The 15,351-nt window shown below is 73.0% G+C and carries 15 protein-coding genes; 11 read left to right on the top strand and 4 right to left on the bottom strand.

The features are described 5' to 3' along the window. Nucleotides 1-132 precede the first annotated feature (132 nt). From ACLJOU_RS13420 to ACLJOU_RS13390, 7 genes are all read left to right on the top strand, one after another. On the top strand, nucleotides 133-984 hold the full coding sequence (locus ACLJOU_RS13420; protein ID WP_410567097.1) for an ABC transporter ATP-binding protein: 852 nt from the start codon (nucleotides 133-135) through the stop codon (nucleotides 982-984). After that, a complete protein-coding gene (locus ACLJOU_RS13415; protein WP_410567095.1) occupies nucleotides 977-1,810 on the top strand; it encodes an ABC transporter permease in 834 nt (277 codons plus the stop codon). Before ACLJOU_RS13420 ends, ACLJOU_RS13415 begins: the two co-directional genes overlap by 8 nt. An 8-nt stretch (nucleotides 1,811-1,818) precedes the next feature. Then, complete coding sequence (locus ACLJOU_RS13410) at nucleotides 1,819-2,997, top strand: histidine kinase (RefSeq protein ID WP_410567093.1); 1,179 nt, start codon at nucleotides 1,819-1,821, stop codon at nucleotides 2,995-2,997. Continuing rightward, a complete protein-coding gene (locus ACLJOU_RS13405; protein ID WP_410567092.1) occupies nucleotides 2,994-3,635 on the top strand; it encodes a response regulator in 642 nt (213 codons plus the stop codon). Before ACLJOU_RS13410 ends, ACLJOU_RS13405 begins: the two co-directional genes overlap by 4 nt. Nucleotides 3,636-3,733: 98 nt before the next feature. Then, on the top strand, nucleotides 3,734-5,155 hold the full coding sequence (locus ACLJOU_RS13400) for an NDP-hexose 2,3-dehydratase family protein (protein ID WP_410567090.1): 1,422 nt from the start codon (nucleotides 3,734-3,736) through the stop codon (nucleotides 5,153-5,155). 71 nt (nucleotides 5,156-5,226) lie between these two features. After that, nucleotides 5,227-6,207 carry a methyltransferase gene (locus ACLJOU_RS13395; protein WP_410567089.1) on the top strand — a complete coding sequence of 327 codons (981 nt, stop codon included), beginning with the start codon at nucleotides 5,227-5,229 and terminating at the stop codon, nucleotides 6,205-6,207. Next, on the top strand, nucleotides 6,207-7,259 hold the full coding sequence (locus ACLJOU_RS13390) for a hypothetical protein (protein WP_410567087.1): 1,053 nt from the start codon (nucleotides 6,207-6,209) through the stop codon (nucleotides 7,257-7,259). The genes ACLJOU_RS13395 and ACLJOU_RS13390 overlap by 1 nt, the downstream gene beginning before the upstream one ends. A 59-nt stretch (nucleotides 7,260-7,318) precedes the next feature. On the opposite strand, the gene ACLJOU_RS13385 is transcribed toward ACLJOU_RS13390, so the two are convergent. After that, nucleotides 7,319-7,534, bottom strand: a complete 216-nt coding sequence (locus tag ACLJOU_RS13385) for a hypothetical protein (protein WP_410567085.1) — start codon at nucleotides 7,532-7,534, stop codon at nucleotides 7,319-7,321. A gap of 176 nt (nucleotides 7,535-7,710) precedes the next feature. Here ACLJOU_RS13385 and ACLJOU_RS13380 point away from each other — a divergent pair, with 176 nt between their 5' ends. After that, nucleotides 7,711-8,871 (top strand): nucleotide disphospho-sugar-binding domain-containing protein, encoded by a 1,161-nt coding sequence (locus ACLJOU_RS13380; RefSeq protein ID WP_410567084.1) that lies wholly within the window; start codon nucleotides 7,711-7,713, stop codon nucleotides 8,869-8,871. A 77-nt stretch (nucleotides 8,872-8,948) separates the two neighbouring features. Here the strand turns inward: ACLJOU_RS13380 and ACLJOU_RS13375 are convergent, their stop codons facing one another. Then, entirely contained in the window at nucleotides 8,949-9,392 is a 444-nt protein-coding gene (locus tag ACLJOU_RS13375; RefSeq protein ID WP_410567082.1) for an enediyne antibiotic chromoprotein, read from the bottom strand. A 217-nt stretch (nucleotides 9,393-9,609) separates the two neighbouring features. Here ACLJOU_RS13375 and ACLJOU_RS13370 point away from each other — a divergent pair, with 217 nt between their 5' ends. The 3 genes from ACLJOU_RS13370 to ACLJOU_RS13360 are packed head-to-tail and all read left to right on the top strand — an operon-like array spanning nucleotide 9,610 to nucleotide 13,518. Next, nucleotides 9,610-11,079 carry a condensation domain-containing protein gene (locus ACLJOU_RS13370; RefSeq protein WP_410567080.1) on the top strand — a complete coding sequence of 490 codons (1,470 nt, stop codon included), beginning with the start codon at nucleotides 9,610-9,612 and terminating at the stop codon, nucleotides 11,077-11,079. Between the two features lie 46 nt (nucleotides 11,080-11,125). After that, a complete protein-coding gene (locus tag ACLJOU_RS13365) occupies nucleotides 11,126-11,857 on the top strand; it encodes a thioesterase II family protein (RefSeq protein WP_410567078.1) in 732 nt (243 codons plus the stop codon). After that, a complete protein-coding gene (locus ACLJOU_RS13360) occupies nucleotides 11,842-13,518 on the top strand; it encodes a non-ribosomal peptide synthetase (protein ID WP_410567077.1) in 1,677 nt (558 codons plus the stop codon). Before ACLJOU_RS13365 ends, ACLJOU_RS13360 begins: the two co-directional genes overlap by 16 nt. Here ACLJOU_RS13360 and ACLJOU_RS13355 read toward each other — a convergent pair. Beyond that, nucleotides 13,487-13,663: an acyl-CoA carboxylase epsilon subunit gene (locus tag ACLJOU_RS13355; protein ID WP_410567075.1), complete on the bottom strand. Its 177-nt coding sequence runs from the start codon at nucleotides 13,661-13,663 to the stop codon at nucleotides 13,487-13,489. The two genes, ACLJOU_RS13360 and ACLJOU_RS13355, sit on opposite strands and share 32 nt — an antisense overlap. Further along, nucleotides 13,660-15,249 (bottom strand): acyl-CoA carboxylase subunit beta, encoded by a 1,590-nt coding sequence (locus tag ACLJOU_RS13350; RefSeq protein WP_410567073.1) that lies wholly within the window; start codon nucleotides 15,247-15,249, stop codon nucleotides 13,660-13,662. The genes ACLJOU_RS13355 and ACLJOU_RS13350 overlap by 4 nt, the downstream gene beginning before the upstream one ends. Nucleotides 15,250-15,351: the final 102 nt, after the last annotated feature.

Genomic DNA, 15,351 nt, shown 5'->3' with positions numbered 1-15,351 from the left:
CGCTTGAGGCGGGCCGCTGCCCGCCCACCTGCGGGCGAGCGGCTCACGCGGGTTGTCCTTCGAACGGAGGACACCGCGGATCGATCGTTCGCACCTCGCCGGGTGCGGACCGGGGTGGCTAGCCTGGGCGCCATGCTGAAGGACACCGTCATCAGGACGCGCGGTCTGCGGAAGAAGTACCGGGACACCGTGGCGCTCGACGTCGTGGACCTCGACGTCGAACAGGGCGAGATCTTCGCGTTGCTCGGGCCGAACGGCGCCGGCAAGACGACGCTGACCGAGATCCTCGAGGGCTTCCGCGACCGGGACGCCGGGGAGATCGACGTGCTCGGCGAGGATCCCGGCAAAGCGAGCCTCGCCTGGCGCACGCGGGTGGGCGTGGTCCTGCAGAACTCGCAGGACTACGCGCAGCTGACGGTGCTCGAGGTGCTCACGCACTTCGCCTCGTTCTACCCGGACGCGCGGCGCCCGGCCGAGCTGGTCGAGGCGGTCGGGCTGAGCGGCCACGAGCAGAAGCGGGCCGTGCAGCTGTCCGGCGGCCAGCGGCGGCGGCTCGACGTGGCGCTCGGCCTGGTCGGCCGTCCGGAGCTGCTCTTCCTCGACGAGCCGACCACCGGCTTCGACCCCGAGGTGCGGCGGCAGTTCTGGGACCTGGTGGCGCGCCTGCGCGAAGAGGGCACCACGATCCTGCTGACCACGCACTACCTCGACGAGGCCGAGCACCTGGCCGACCGGGTCGGGGTGCTGAGCAAGGGCGCGATCGTGGACGTCGACACGCCCGCGCGCCTCGGCGGCCGGCACCTGCTCGAGGCGGTCGTGTCCTGGACCGACGCCGACGGTCCGCACGAGGTGCGGAGCGCGAACCCGACGCGGACCGTGCTGGAGCTGGCCGCGCGGTTCGGCGACGACATCCCCGGCCTCGCCGTCCGGCGGCCGACCCTCGAAGACGTCTACCTGAGCATGATCGGAGCGACCGGTGACTGAGACGAAAGCCGCGGACCGGGCGATCCGGCTCCCCGTGCCCGCGTGGCGGATCGGGCTGGCGCGCGGCTCGCTGGAGATCAAGCAGTTCTTCCGGGAGAAGGGCCAGGTGATCTTCACCTTCGCCCTGCCGGTGATCATGCTGGTGCTGCTGGCGAGCATCTTCCGGGGCCGGATCGGGGACACCGGTGTGGACGCCCAGCAGATCTACGTCACCGGCATGCTCGGGGTCGGCATCCTGTCGACCTCGTTCCAGAGCATGGTGCTGCAGGTGGCGGGCGAGCGCGCGAACGGCACGCTGAAGCGGCTGCGCGGGACGCCGATGCCGCGCAGCGCCTACTTCGTGGGCAAGATCGCGGTCGTGCTGGTGTCCAGCCTGGGCCAGGTGGTCGTCCTGCTCGGGGTCGGCACGCTCTTCTTCGGCCTGCACCTGCCGTCCGACGCGGCGCACTGGCTGACGTTCCTGTGGGTCTACGTGCTCGGCATCGTCGCGTGCACGCTGCTCGGCCTCGCCTATTCCAGCGTGGTGCCGGCCGCGAGCGCGGGTGCGATGGTGTTCCTGCCGGTGATCACCCTGCAGTTCATCTCCGGGGTGTTCATCCCGTTCAACCAGCTGCCCGACGTGCTGCAGAAGATCGCCGCGGTGTTCCCGCTCAAGTGGCTCTGCCAGGGCATGCGCTCGGTGTTCCTGCCGGACCCCTTCCAGCAGTACGAACCCGGGCTGTCCTGGGCGCACGGGCGGGTCGCGCTGGTGCTCGCCGGGTACGGCGTGCTTGGGTTGGTCCTGTGCCTGACGACGTTCCGCTGGAAGGGTCGCGACGACGGGTGAAGGCTCCGGTGACATCCGCGGAGAAGGACGCCAGCGGGCAGGGCTGGCTGCTGCGGATCCTGCTGGGCTGGCACGCGTCCTTCGCGCTGATGGGGGTCGTGCTCGTCGTGCTCGCCGCGTTCGAGCGCGACCCCTGGTTCGTCTACGCCGTGGTCGCGCTCATCGGCGTCGCCTACGCCGTGGTGGGCGCGCCCGCGCTGGGCGGCACGGCGCCGGCCCGGTACGGCTGGCTCTTCCTCGCGCTGGCCTTCGCCGGGACGCTGGGGATGGTGGCCGTCGACGGGCTGATGTCGATCGCCCTGTACGTGCTCCTGCCCGCGGCGTTCGCCCTGCTGCAGCCCATCCGGATCGCGGTGTGGGCCTGCCTCGCCGTTACCCTGGCGAGTGACGTCCTGATCCTCAGCCGGCGCGGCTGGACGCCGGGCGCCGTTTCCGACGTCGCCGTGCAGACCGCGACCGTGTGGCTGTTCGCGCTGCTCGTGGGCTTCTTCGTGACCCAGCTGCTCACCGAGAACCGGCGGCGGGGGGAGCTGATCGCCGAGCTGGAGAACGTCCGCAGCGAACTGACCGAGTCCTACCACGAAGCGGGCGTCCAGTCCGAACGCTACCGGCTCGCCCAGGAGATCCACGACACGGTCGGGCAGGGCCTGACCAGCCTGCTGATGCTGATCCGCGCGGCCGACGCGGCCATCCCCGCCGACCCGGAGCGGGCGCACGAACGGCTCGCGCTGGCGCAGAAGACGGCGACGGAGAACCTGGCCGAGGTGCGCGCCGTGATCAGCGCGTCCGGGCCCGCCGGGCTGAGCGGGTCGCCGCTCGACGTGGCGATCGGCAAGGTCGTCGCCCGGCTGGGGCAGGAGCTGGGGATCGAAGCGACCGCGGAAGTGCTCGGCGAGCCGCGGGCGCCGTCGACCGACGTCCAGGTGGTGCTGCTGCGCGCGGTGCAGGAGGCGCTGGCCAACGTGCGCAAGCACGCGCACGCCACCCGCGTGCGCGTGCGGGTGCGCTACCACGCCCGGTCGGTGCAGCTGGAGGTCGCCGACAACGGCCGCGGCTTCGTGACCGGCGGCGCTTCGGGCTTCGGCCTGGCCGGGATGCGCGCGCGGGTCGAGCAGGTCTCCGGCATGATGACGGTGTCCAGCACGCCCGGTTCGGGCACGACGATCAAGATCGAGGTCAGCTGTTGAGCATCCGGATCGTGCTGGCCGACGACCACCCGGTGGTGCGCGCGGGCCTCGTCGGGCTGCTCGCGATGGAGGCGGACTTCGAAATCGTCGGCGAGGCGGCCGACGGGGCCGAGGCGGTCGCCGTGGCCGCCGGGCTCCGGCCGGACGTCGTGCTGATGGACCTGCGGATGCCGGAACTCGACGGGGTCGCGGCCACCGCGCGGATCGTGGCCGAGGTGCCGGGCTGCCGCGTGCTGATCCTGACCACCTACGACACCGACCAGAACATCGTGCACGCCGTGGAGGCGGGCGCTTCGGGGTATCTCCTCAAGGACGCGACACCCGAGGAGCTGGCGGCGGCGGTCCGCGCCGCGGCGGGCGGGGAAACCGTGCTGTCCCCGGCGATCGTCGCGAAACTGGTGAACCACCTGCGCAGTCCGGCTCCGGCGCCGGCCGAGCCGGAACTGCTCACCCCGCGCGAAACCCAGGTGCTGCGGCTGGTGGCCCGGGGGCTGACGAACGCGGACATCGGCCGGGAGCTGCACATCAGCGAGACGACCGTGAAGACGCACCTGGTGCGGATGTTCGCCAAGCTCGAGGTCGGCGACCGCACGGCGGCGGTCACGGTCGCGATGGAACGGGGCATCTTCCCCGGCTGAGTACACTGAGGACTGTCGCCACGCCCTGTCTTCGAGGGTGATTCGAGTTCCCCCGGCGAGGGTGGGCACCTGAACTTCTTCCGAAGGAAGGTGCACCGGTGGTGACTTCTCCCTCCACTCTCGTTCAGCGGGACATGCTGGACCGGTTCCTGGAATCGGCGGCCACGCTGAGCACGCCGACGCTCGGCGGGCACGGTGAAGTCACCGCCTGGCTGGCCGAACGGACCGCGCGCGGCAGCTACACGACCGAGGCGATCCCGTTCGCCGAGCTGGACGGCTGGTCGTTCGATCCGGACACCGGCGACCTCGGCCACCGTTCCGGCGGCTTCTTCACGATCCGCGGTCTCGACGTGCACGACCCCGCCGGCGTCGTGCCGTCGTGGACGCAGCCGATCATCCACCAGCCCGAGGTCGGGGTGCTCGGCATCCTGGTCAAGGAGATCGACGGGGTGCTCTGCCTGCTGATGCAGGCGAAGATGGAGCCGGGCAACGTCAACGTGATCCAGCTTTCCCCGACGGTGCAGGCCACCCGCAGCAACTTCCTGCGCCTCCACGGCGGCGCGGCGACCAAGTACCTCGAGCACTTCACCGAACCCGGCCGCGGCACCGTGCTCGTCGACGTGCTGCACTCGGAGCAGGGTGGCCGGTTCTTCCGCAAGCGCAACCGCAACATCATCGTCGAGACCACCGAGGACGTGCCGCTGCACGAGGGATTCCGGTGGTTCACCCTCGGCCAGGTCCACGAGCTGCTGCGGCAGGACAACATGGTCAACATGGACAGCCGCACCGTGCTGGCCTGCCTGCCGATGAACTCCACCGCCCGGCCGCCCGAGCGGCGCGCGGGCGAGCTGGGCCCGGCGGTCGTCGCGTCCTTCCGGCAGGACCCCGAACCCGCCGGCATCCAGAACTGGCTCAACCACGTCAAAGGCGACTGCGAGCTCACCGCGAAACTCGCGCCCCTGCGGTCGATCGGCCGCTGGCGCCGGGACGAGCGGGTGATCGCCCACGAGGAGGGCCGCTACTTCGAGGTCGTCGCGATGTCGGTCACGGCCACCGGCCGCGAGGTCCGCAGCTGGACCCAGCCGCTCATCGCGCCGTGCGGCACAGGACTGGTTGGCTTCCTGGCCAGCCGCGCCCGCGGGTACCTGGAAGTGCTGCTGCAGGCCAGGGTCGAAGCGGGCACCCCCGACATCGTCGAACTGGGCCCGACCGTGCAGTGCATGCCGGACAACTACCTGCACCTGGCGCCGGAACGGCGTCCCGCCTTCCTGGACCACGTGCGCACGGCGCGGGGCAAGGACGTCAAGTACGACGTCGTCCTCTCGGAGGAAGGCGGCCGGTTCTACCGCGCCGAGAACCGGTACCGGATCGTGGAGGTCGCCGACGACGTCCGGTTCGCCGCGACCCCGCCGGGCTTCCGCTGGGCCAGCCTCGCCCAGCTGTCGGCGCTCATCCCGCACAGCGGCTACCTGAACGTCGAAGCGCGCAGCCTGCTGGCCTGCATGCGCGCCCTCTGCTGACCCCGCCCCGGCCGGGCACTTCCACGTGGAAGTGCCCACCTGCCCGCCCTGCCCACCAGGAGGTCGAACCCGTGTTCCCCGAACGGCTCGAACGAGCTGTCTACGGGCTGTACGTCACGCACGCGGTGCAGCTGGCCTGCGCCCACGGTGTGTTCGACGCCCTGCTGCCCGCGCCCGCACCGTCCACTGTGGTGGCCGACAAGCTGGGACTCGACCGGGAGACCCTCCACCGGATCCTCGTCGTGCTCGGCGGGGCGGGCCTGCTCGAGTCCGGAGTGGACGGCTGGGCGGTGCCCGTCGACCTCCGGCCGTTCGTCGACTCCGGCGCCGAGGACTACCTCGGCGGGTTCGTCACCCACCTGGTCGAGAGCACGGCCGGGCGGATGAGCGAGGTGGCCGGCTTCCTCGAACGGGGCAAGCCGGCCGGCACCGCGCCGTTCGACGTGCTCTACCACGACGAGGCCGCGACCGAGCGGTTCCTGCAGGCCATGTGGGACCTCAGCCACGGCGTGTCGGCGGAGCTGGCCGCCCTGTCCGAACTGGACACCGCGACGCACCTGGTCGACGTCGGCGGGGCGAGCGGCCCGTTCGCGGTGGCCGCGCTGCGGGCCGCGCCGTCGCTGACGGCCACGGTGTTCGACCTGCCGGCGGTCGGCCCCGCCGTCGCCCGCACGCGCGAGCGCTTCGGCCTCGCCGGGCGGCTCGGGTTCACGCCCGGCGACTTCTTCCGCGACCCGCTGCCGGAGGGGGACCGGATCGCGTTCGGCTACATCCTCTCCGACTGGGCCGACGGGACGTGCGCGCAGCTGCTGGCCGCCGCGCGCCGCGCGTGCCGGCCCGGTGGGCTGGTGCTGATCATGGAGCGGCTGTTCGACGACGACGGCGTCGGCCCGCTGGCCACCGCGGCGATGAACCTCTCCATGCACGTCGAAACCGAAGGCCGGCACCGCAGCGCCGCGGAATACGTCGAGCTGCTGACCGCGGCCGGTTTCCACGGCTGCGAGGTCCGGCGCGGCACCCGCGACAAGCACCTCGTGCTGGGCCGGGCGTGATGGCCGCCTTCACCGGGGTCTGCGCGGACATCGTCGCGGCCCAGCGAAGAGCGGGCCGGTTCGCGCTCCCCGCCGCCGAACGGGAGCTTTTCGGGCGGTGGCACGAGGAAGCCGCCGCCGAGCCCACCGAAGCGAACCTGCCGTTGCGGTTGCTGACCCGGCCGTTCAGCCCGCGGCCCATCCCGGAGTACTACCGCTACACCAGCCTGCACGTCCACGAGTGGTTCCTGGCGGACGCGCCCGACCCGGTGGCGGCCGCGGCCCTGGCGCTGCGGCTCACCCTGAACGACCTGCTCGACCTCGAGCGCCGGGCGCTGCCGGACCTGCCGTACCTCGCCGAGCGCGTCGAGCTGCTGACCGGGCTGACCGCGCGCGTCGCCGACCTGCCCGCGACCCCGCGCAGCCGGGTGGGGGAGCTGCCGGTGGACGAACCGCGGGCGTTCCTGCTGCTGGGCTGTTCGGGCTTCCCGCAGTCCGACAAGCACGAGGAGCACGTGTTCCTGCGGTCCGTGCAGGCCTGTGAGCTGGTGTTCTTCCTGGTCCGGCGGCTCGCCCTGCCGGCCGGGTCGGCGTTCCGGCTGCGTCAGCTCGGCCTGTTCGCCGACCTGCTCAACGGCATCTTCGAGGTGCTGACGACGCTCACGCCGGAGCGGTTCATGTCGTTCCGCGCCGAGACGGGCGACGCCAGCGCCGTGCAGTCGATGAACTACCACCTGATGGAACTGGTGGTGCACGGCCACGATCCGCGCCGCGAGGAGATCTTCGCGCGCTTCCCGCACTTGTCGCGCCTGCGCGGCGAACCGCACGTGGAGGTGCAGCCGCTGCGCCGGGTGGTGGCCGGGCTGGGCCGTCCCGAGCTGGACGAGCTGTGCGCGGTGGCCGAGCGCGCCCTGCTCGTCTGGCGCGGCCGGCACTACGGCTTCGCCCGCAAGTACCTGCCCGACAGCAAGGGTTCGGGTGGCACCGACGGCTGGGCCTACCTGAAGCGGTTCGTGACGAAGAACGCGCCGCCGCTGCCGGAAGTCGACCTCGCGGCGTTCGCCTGCCTGTGACCGGTTCCGATCGGAACGGCGGGCGGGCGGGCCGGCCGTTCCGATCGGGCGGAGCGCGGTCAGCGCCCCCGGCGCAGGCGGATGCTCGCGGTCACCCAGATGAACAGCACCAGCACGACGATCGCGATCGCGATGCCGATCAGCGCGCCCGAGTCGACCGCGCCGGTCAGGTAGAGGACCACCCAGACCAGGGCCAGGGGCATCGCGGAGCCGAGGACGGCGGCCGCGGGGAAGCGCTTGGCGGGTGTGGTGCCCTCGCGCCGGGGATTGCTCATGGTGCCACTCCTTCTTCGTGGAATTCACTGGATCTGCCGGACGTCCGGGTAGGGATCATCCTGCCCGGGCTCCGAACGGGACGGCAACCGCGCGCCACCCGTACTGGACGCCGGTTCGAGCGGCCACCCCGACGCTCGGAGCACTGTCGGCGGCCGGGACCGGAGGATGAACGTCTGTGCGCGTGCTGATCACGACGTGGAACTGGAACACCCTCTACTTCCCGCTGGTGCCACTGGCCTGGTCCCTGCGGGCGCAGGGTCACGAGGTCGTCGTCGCCACCCAGCCGGGACTCGTCGCTACCGTGCAGCGCTCGGGCCTGCCCGCCGCCGCGGTGGGCGAGAGCGTCGACGCCGGCGCGATGATGGGCGGCTTCCTGCGCCGGCTCGCCGACGCCGAAGGCGTGAACCCGCCGCACTGGCGGGACATGCGCCGCCACGGCACCCAGAACTGCCGGCTCGGCGTGGCCGCCTGCTGGACGATGATGGACGGCCTGCTGGACTTCGCCCGGCGCTGGCGTCCGGACGTGGTGCTGTACGAGGCCTGGACCTACGCGGGCCCGATGGTGGCCGACCTGCTGGGCGTGCCCGCGATCCGGCACACCTGGGGCATCGACTACGCCGGGCTGTTCCGCGAGTTCGAAGCCGAAGCGCTCGCCGAGGTGCGGGCGCACTGGGGGCTCGACGAGGTCCCGTCGCTCGCGGCCGTCAGCGTCGACCCCTGCCCGCCGCAACTGCAGATCGCGTCGCCGGGCTCCCGCCTCCTGATGCAGTACGTGCCGTACAACGGCCCCGGCGTGCTGCCGGACTGGCTCCACGAGCCGAGCCCGCGCCAGCGCGTCTGCGTCTCCTGGGGGACGTCGTCGGGCCGGTTCGACCGCAAGATGGTGGTGACCGGTCAGGTGGTCCGCGCGGTCGCCGGGCTCGACGTCGAGGTCGTCGCCGCGGTGACCGCGGCGGACGCCGACCTGATCGGCGAGCTGCCCGCCAACGTCCGGGTCGTGTCCGGGGTCCCGTTCAACGCCCTGCTGCCGCGGTGCGACCTGGTGATCTCGCACGCCGGGCTCGGCACGGTGATGACCGCGCTGGCGTCCGGCACCCCGCAGCTGCTGGTGCCCCAGATGACCGACACCGCGCTCAACGCCGAACTCCTGGCGGAGAACGGCTGTGGCGAGTTCGTGCTGCCCTCGGACGCGACCGACGAGGTCCTGCGCGAGAAGGCCGCCCGGATGCTCGGCGACCCGGCCTTCTCGGCGGCGACCGCGGGCGTGCGCGACGCGATGCGGCAGCTGCCGACGCCCAACGAGATCGCTGCCCACCTGACCTCCTCGGTCGTCTGAACCACTTTCCGGGAAGGTGCCGGTCACGGCTTGCTGGGGGGAGGGGAAGCGCGTGACCGGCACCGGGCTCACGGGGGTCAGCCGAACGTGATCGAGACGCCGGCGCCTTCGCTGCCGGTGTCGCTGGTGTCGGCGGAAGCGATCACGCAGTGCGCGGTCGCGCAGTCCACGGTGGCCCCGGCCGCGCCGGTGCTGAGGTCGACCGCCGGGAACGCCTGGTGCACGGTCAGCTTCGCGGCCAGCGTGCCGTCGGCCCCGGCGACGGTCGCCACCAGTCCCGCCTTGTCGCACGCCCGGCCGGCCGGCTGGGCGGCGTCGCACTCCAGCAGGACGATCGTCGAGCCGGCGGCGTAGCCGGTTCCGGTCACGGCCACGACCTGCCCGTCGGCGAGGTCGCTGCTCGGGCTCGCGGTCAGCGCCGGGGCAGCGGCCGAGGCCGTGGTGGCTCCGGTGCAGGCGAGGGCCAGTGCGAAACCGGCCGCCACCACCGCTTTCGAGCCGAGCGAGGTACGAGCGGACATGACGTGGTTCCCTCCGGACGGTTCGGCGATGCGGACGAGTCCGATTCTGTCCGGGGGCGCGTGGATCTTGCGAGGTGCTAACGATCGACTTCCCGGGTCCTTCGACCGGACGACGCCCGCGGTCGCACGGTCGACCCACCCGCGGTCGACCAGAACTCCAAGGAGCCCGCATACCTTGCTCACGACCGACACCGCGCTGGTTGACGGGGGGAGATCCGTGGGGAAGGACAACGCGAAGCGATCGGCACTCGCGTCCGTGCTCGAGGTGGCGTCGTCGCTGCTCGGCGAGCCCGTCGCCCCCGGCGACAACCTGTTCGACCTCGGCGCGACCTCGCTCATCGCGATCAAGCTGGCCAACCGGCTTTCGGAGCGCCACGACGTCGACCTCGCCCCGGCCCGGGTCCTGCGCGCGCAGACGCCGGCGGCGATCGCGGCGGTCGTCGACGCCCTGCCCGTACGGGAATCCGCCGGGGCCGCCGAAGGCCGCTGGGACTACGGGCTGCCCCTGAGCCAGTTCATGGCCTACCGGGTCGCGTTGGACGACCCGCGCGACGACGCCCACCTGCTGCGCCGGCTGTATTGGCTGGAGGGCGAGCTCGACACCGGTGCGCTGGCCGGCGCCCTCGACGTCGTCACGTCCTGGCACGACGCGCTGCGCACGCGCATCCTCGACGGCCCGCGGCCGGTGGTGGACCCGCCCGGCTCGGCCGGCCCGGTGTGCACCGTCGGGACCGGCACGGCCGCGGACGCCCGCCGGTTCCTGCTCCGCGATTTCGACCTGGCGAACGAGATCCCGATCCGGGCCCGGCTCACCGAGCTCGGCGACCACCGCTTCCTGCTCGCGATCTCGGTGCACCACATCGCCTACGACGGCTGGTCGGAGCAGATCCTGCTGCGGGACCTCGCCACCGCCTACACCGCGCTGGCCGCCGGGGAGCCGCCCGCCGAGCGGCAGCCCACCTCGTACTACCGCGCCATCGCCGTCCAGGAAAGCCGGCAGGCCGCCGAGCTCCGCGCGGCTCGGCGCTATTGGCGGGAGCAGCTGGCCGGCGCCACGGCGTTGCCGTTCGGTGACCCCCGGGACGAGGTCGGCCCGGGGGTCACCGTCCCGGCGGCCCTTCCCGGCGGGCGGAGCGCCACCGCCGCGGAACTGCTGGCCGCGTACGCCGGCGCGCTGCACGACGTCACCGGCGCTCGTGACGTCCTGGTCAACGTGCCGGTGGCCGGGCGCTCGGTGCCCGAGGTCGAGAACGTCATCGGCTGTTTCCCGTGGGCGGCGGCCGTGCGGTTCCCGGACGCCGCCGCGCCGGCCGGCGAACTGGTCGAGACCGCGGCGGAGCGGCTGCGGGCCGCCCTCGCGTCCCCGCCGATGCCGATCAGCGCCTTCTACCAGCCGCCGCCGGCCGGGGTGACCCGGTCTCCGTTGCTGCAGGCCACTTTCGAGTTCCACGTCTACGCGGTGGCGACGCTCGACCTCCCCGGCGTGCGGTGCACGGGCCGGGAACGGCTGAGCGCGGCGAAGACGTGGCACGACGTCGCGCTGGAGGTGTGGCCGGAGCCCGGAGCCCACGCCCAGCTGCGGTACCGCACGGACGTGCTGAGCGCCGCCGAGGCTCGGCGGCTCGCCACGGCCTGGACAAGCCGGCTGCAGGTGCGCGACCTCGGAGTCGGCGTGGCCGCGCACTGAGCCGCCGACGGCGTCCCGTTCCGGAACCGACAACAGGGGAGTTCCCATGCCCGGTACGAGCATCGCGCACTGGACGCGGCCGGCGCAGCCGCGGGCCCGGCTGCTCTGCCTGCCGTGGGCGGGTGGCGGGGCCGGGCCGTTCCGCGAGTGGCGGAACCTGGTGCCCCCGGACACCGAACTGCTGGCCGTGCGCTGGCCCGGCCGCGAAAGCCGGCTCGACGACCCGCCGCACGCCGAGCTGGCCGCGGCGGTTTCGGGCCTCGCCGACGACCTGCCCGCCCGGCCCGGTCTGCCGACGGTCCTTTTCGGACATTGCTCGGGCGGCCTGCTCGCCTTCGAGCTCGTCCGCGAGCTGCGGCGGCGGGGCGGGGAGCTGCCCGGACGGCTCGTGGTCGCCTCCTGCGAGGCGCCCGGGCGGCTGACCGAACCCCGCCCGATCGGCGACCTCCGCACCGAGCTCGCCGGCAACGGCGTCACCGACCCGCGGATCCTGGGCGATCCGGACCTGCTCGCCATGCTCGCGCCGCCGGTGCTCGCCGACCTCGCGCTCAGCCGGTCCTATGTGTACGAGCACGAGCCGCCGTTGCCGGTGCCGGTCACCGTCGTGGCCACCGAGGCGGACCTGGCGGCCACGCCGGCGCGGTGGACGGACTGGCAGCGCGAGACGACCCGGCCGCTGCGGCTGGCCGGCGTCCGCGCGCGGCAGCTCTTCCCGAGCGGGGCCTGGTCCGAGCTGGCCGTCCTGGTGGCCGAGGAGCTCCCGTGTCCGCGACGGTGATCGAGCAGATCGCGGACCGCGCGAAGGAGACGCCCAGCGCGCTCGCGCTGGACTGCCGGGGCACCCGGGTCAGCTACGGCGAACTCCTGGCCCGGGTCGATACGCTCGCCGCGACGCTCGAGGTGGTCCCGGGCCGGCGCGTGGCGGTGTGCGCACCCCGCGGCATCGAAGCGCTGGTCGGGATACTCGCCGTGCTGCGGGCCCGCGGCGCCTTCGTTCCGATCGACGTCACCCTGCCCGAGGCCCGGATCGCGCACCAGATCGAAGACTCCGGCGCCGTCGCCGTGCTGGCGGCCCCCGGCCACCCACCGGTGGCGGGGGTGCCGGTGCGGTCGCTCGAGGCCGCGGCCCCCGCCGGGCCGTGTCCTTCTTTTCCCGAGCAGCGCGACCTGGCGTATGTCCTGTACACCTCGGGCTCGACCGGGAAACCCAAGGGCGTCGAGGTCGAGCACGCCGGGCTCACCAACTACGTCGGCTGGGCCGCGCGCACGCTTCCGCGCGCGGCGGCCGGGAGCATCCTGCATTCGCCGCTGTCGTTCGACTTCTCCTTCACCAGCCTGTTCGTCCCGCTCGTCCGGGGTGAGTCGATCACCCTGCTGCCGGAAGACGCCGGGTTCGACGAGCTGCTGTCCGCGATGGAGCGTCCGCACGGCTTCGTCCGGCTCACGCCGACGCACCTGCGCCTCCTGCTGCCCGAGGCGGGCGGACGGCGGTTGCGCAGTGCCGCCTACGTCATCGGCGGTGAAGCCCTCCCGCCCGATCTCCTGCGGTCCTGGGCCGGGGTCGCGCCGGATGCTTTGCTGTACAACCACTACGGCCCGACCGAGGGAGTGGTCGGCCGCTGCGTGTTCGCGATCGACGCGGCCCGGGCGCGGTACTGGCCGGACACGCCCGTCCCGATCGGCAAACCGATCGACGGCACCGAGATCCGGCTGCTCGACGCCGGCGGCGCACCGGTCCCGGACGGCGCCACCGGCGAGATCTGGCTGGGCGGCACCGGCATCGCCCGCGGCTACCTCGGCCGTCCCGACCTGACCGCCGAGCGCTTCACCGACGGCGGTTACCGCACCGGCGACGCCGGACGGCGGCTGCCGTCGGGCGATCTCGTGTTCGCCGGCCGGCTCGACGACCAGGTCAAGATCCGCGGGTACCGGGTCGAGCCCGCCGAGGTCGAGATCGCGCTGGCCCGGCACCCGGCCGTGGCACAGGCCGTCGTCACGGCCGAGACCGACCCGGCCGGAGACGTCCGGCTCGTCGCGACCGTCGTCCCGGCCGGGCCACCACCGTCGGCGGCCGAGCTCCGCGGGTACCTCGCCGGCACGTTGCCCCCGTACTGCGTGCCCGCCGTGTTCCGCACCGCCACCGCGCTGCCCGTCAACCGCCGTGGCAAACTCGACCGCCGGGCCCTCGCCACGCCGGCGTTCGAGGGGACGCCGGGTGAACGGCTGGCGGGCATTTGGCGGTTCCTGCTGGAGCTGGACGAAGTCGCCGAGGAGGACAACTTCTTCGACCTCGGCGGCACGTCGTTGCTGGCGGTCCGGGTCGCGGAACTGGCCGCCGGCGCGGGGATCCCGCTCACCCCCACGGCGGTGCTGCGGCACCAGACCCTCGGCGCGCTGACGGCTCAGGTCAGCCCCGCGCCCACGAGCCGGGGGCGGTGAAGCTCTCCCGCACCCAGGCGGGCGCCTTCCCGGCCGGCGGCACCGCGCGCGGACGCGCGGCCAGCAGGGCGAGCGCGGCGACGAGCGCGGCCAGCTCGTCGTCATCCGGGGCGCCCCGCACGACCACGACGTCCTCCGGGGTCACGACGGCGGGTTCCCGTGCTTGCGGGACGGCAGCCGGGCCTGCTTGGCCCGCAGCATCTCCAGCCCGTCGATGAGGATGCGCCGGGTCGCGGCCGGGTCGACGACGTCGTCCACCAGCCCTCGCTCGGCCGCGTGGTACGGGTGCATCAGCTCCTGGACGTACTCCTTGATGCGCTGTTCGCGGGCGGCCTCGGGATCGGGTGCGCCGGCGATCTCGCGGCGGAAGACGACGTTCGCCGCGCCCTCGGCGCCCATGACCGCGATTTCGTTGGACGGCCAGGCGAAGGACAGGTCCGCGCCGATCGACCGCGAGTCCATCACGATGTAGGCGCCGCCGTAGGCCTTGCGCAGGATGAGCTGGATCCGCGGGACGGTCGCGTTGCAGTAGGCGTAGAGCAGCTTGGCGCCGTGCCGGATGATCCCGCCGTGCTCCTGCTCCCGGCCCGGCAGGAAGCCCGGCACGTCGACGAGGGTGACGAGCGGGATGCTGAACGCGTCACAGGTCTGGACGAACCGCGCCGCCTTTTCCGAGGCGGGGATGTCCAGCACGCCCGCCAGGACCGCGGGCTGGTTCGCCACGATCCCGACCACGTGCCCGTCGAGCCGCGCGAGTCCGCAGAGGACGTTGGGCGCCCAGGACGCGTGCGCTTCGAACAGGTCGCCGTCGTCGACGATCTCCTCGATCACCGCGCGCATGTCGTAGGCCCGGTTCGGATCGCCGGGGACGAGGTCCAGCAGCGCGGGACAGTCCCGGTCCCGGTCGTCGGCCGGGGCCACGGCCGGGGGCGGTTCCCGGTTGTTGGCCGGCAGCATCGACAGCAGGTGGCGGACGTCGGCGAGGCAGTCCTCTTCGGTGTCGTAGACGAAACCGGCGACGCCGGAAACGCCGGCGTGCGCGTCGGCCCCGCCCAGCTGTTCGTGCGAAACCTCTTCGCCGGTCACCGAACGCACCACGTCCGGGCCGGTGAGGTACATCTGCGCGATGCCCCGCACCATGAAGACGAAATCGGTCAGCGCGGGGGAGTAGGTCGCCCCGCCCGCGCACGGCCCCAGCATGACACTGATCTGCGGGATGACGCCGGACGCCCGGACGTTGCGGCGGAAGATCCCGCCGTACCCGGCCAGCGCGGTCGTCCCTTCCTGGATCCGCGCGCCCGCGCCGTCCGACAGCGAAACCAGCGGCGCGCCCGCGGACTCGGCCAGGTCCATCACCTTGTGGATCTTTTCGGCGTGTGCCTCGCCGAGCGAACCGCCGAAGATGCGGAAGTCGTGGGCGTACGCGAACACCGTCCGCCCGTGCACCTTCCCCCAGCCGGTCACGACCCCGTCCGACGGCGGCCGGTGGTGCTCGAGCCCGAACCCGGCGGCGCGGTGGCGCCGGAAACCCTCGATCTCCCGGAAGGAACCGGTGTCGAACAACAGCTCCAGCCGCTCGCGGACGGTCAGCTTCCCCTTGGCGTGCTGCCGTCCGGTCGCATCCGGCGAGGGGCCGGCGAGCAGGTCGCTGCGTGCCGCCGCCAGCTCCGCGACCCGTTGCCGCAGGTCGTGCCGGGGCCCGGCGGGGGACGGCTCGTGGCTGGTAACCATGCCGCGAGTGGACCACCGCCAACTCAAGGATGCCTGGACTCCGCTCGGACGGGGTTTGAGCCATCTTCCACGAGCCGCTGGCACAGTGTGCCCGCCGTGGAT

The sequence above is a fragment of the Amycolatopsis sp. cmx-4-61 genome, assembly GCF_046548775.1.
Lineage (GTDB): Bacteria > Actinomycetota > Actinomycetes > Mycobacteriales > Pseudonocardiaceae > Amycolatopsis.
This window is presented reverse-complemented; position numbering and strand designations above follow the sequence as displayed.

Bases quoted from the DNA above. Each gene is read 5' to 3' on its own strand.
- ACLJOU_RS13365 (WP_410567078.1), top strand. From the start codon at position 11,126: ATGCCCGGTACGAGCATCGCGCACTGGACGCGGCCGGCGCAGCCGCGG.
- ACLJOU_RS13420 (WP_410567097.1), top strand. From the start codon at position 133: ATGCTGAAGGACACCGTCATCAGGACGCGCGGTCTGCGGAAGAAGTAC.
- ACLJOU_RS13390 (WP_410567087.1), top strand. From the start codon at position 6,207: ATGGCCGCCTTCACCGGGGTCTGCGCGGACATCGTCGCGGCCCAGCGA.
- ACLJOU_RS13350 (WP_410567073.1), bottom strand. From the start codon at position 15,249: ATGGTTACCAGCCACGAGCCGTCCCCCGCCGGGCCCCGGCACGACCTG.
- ACLJOU_RS13375 (WP_410567082.1), bottom strand. From the start codon at position 9,392: ATGTCCGCTCGTACCTCGCTCGGCTCGAAAGCGGTGGTGGCGGCCGGT.
- ACLJOU_RS13385 (WP_410567085.1), bottom strand. From the start codon at position 7,534: ATGAGCAATCCCCGGCGCGAGGGCACCACACCCGCCAAGCGCTTCCCC.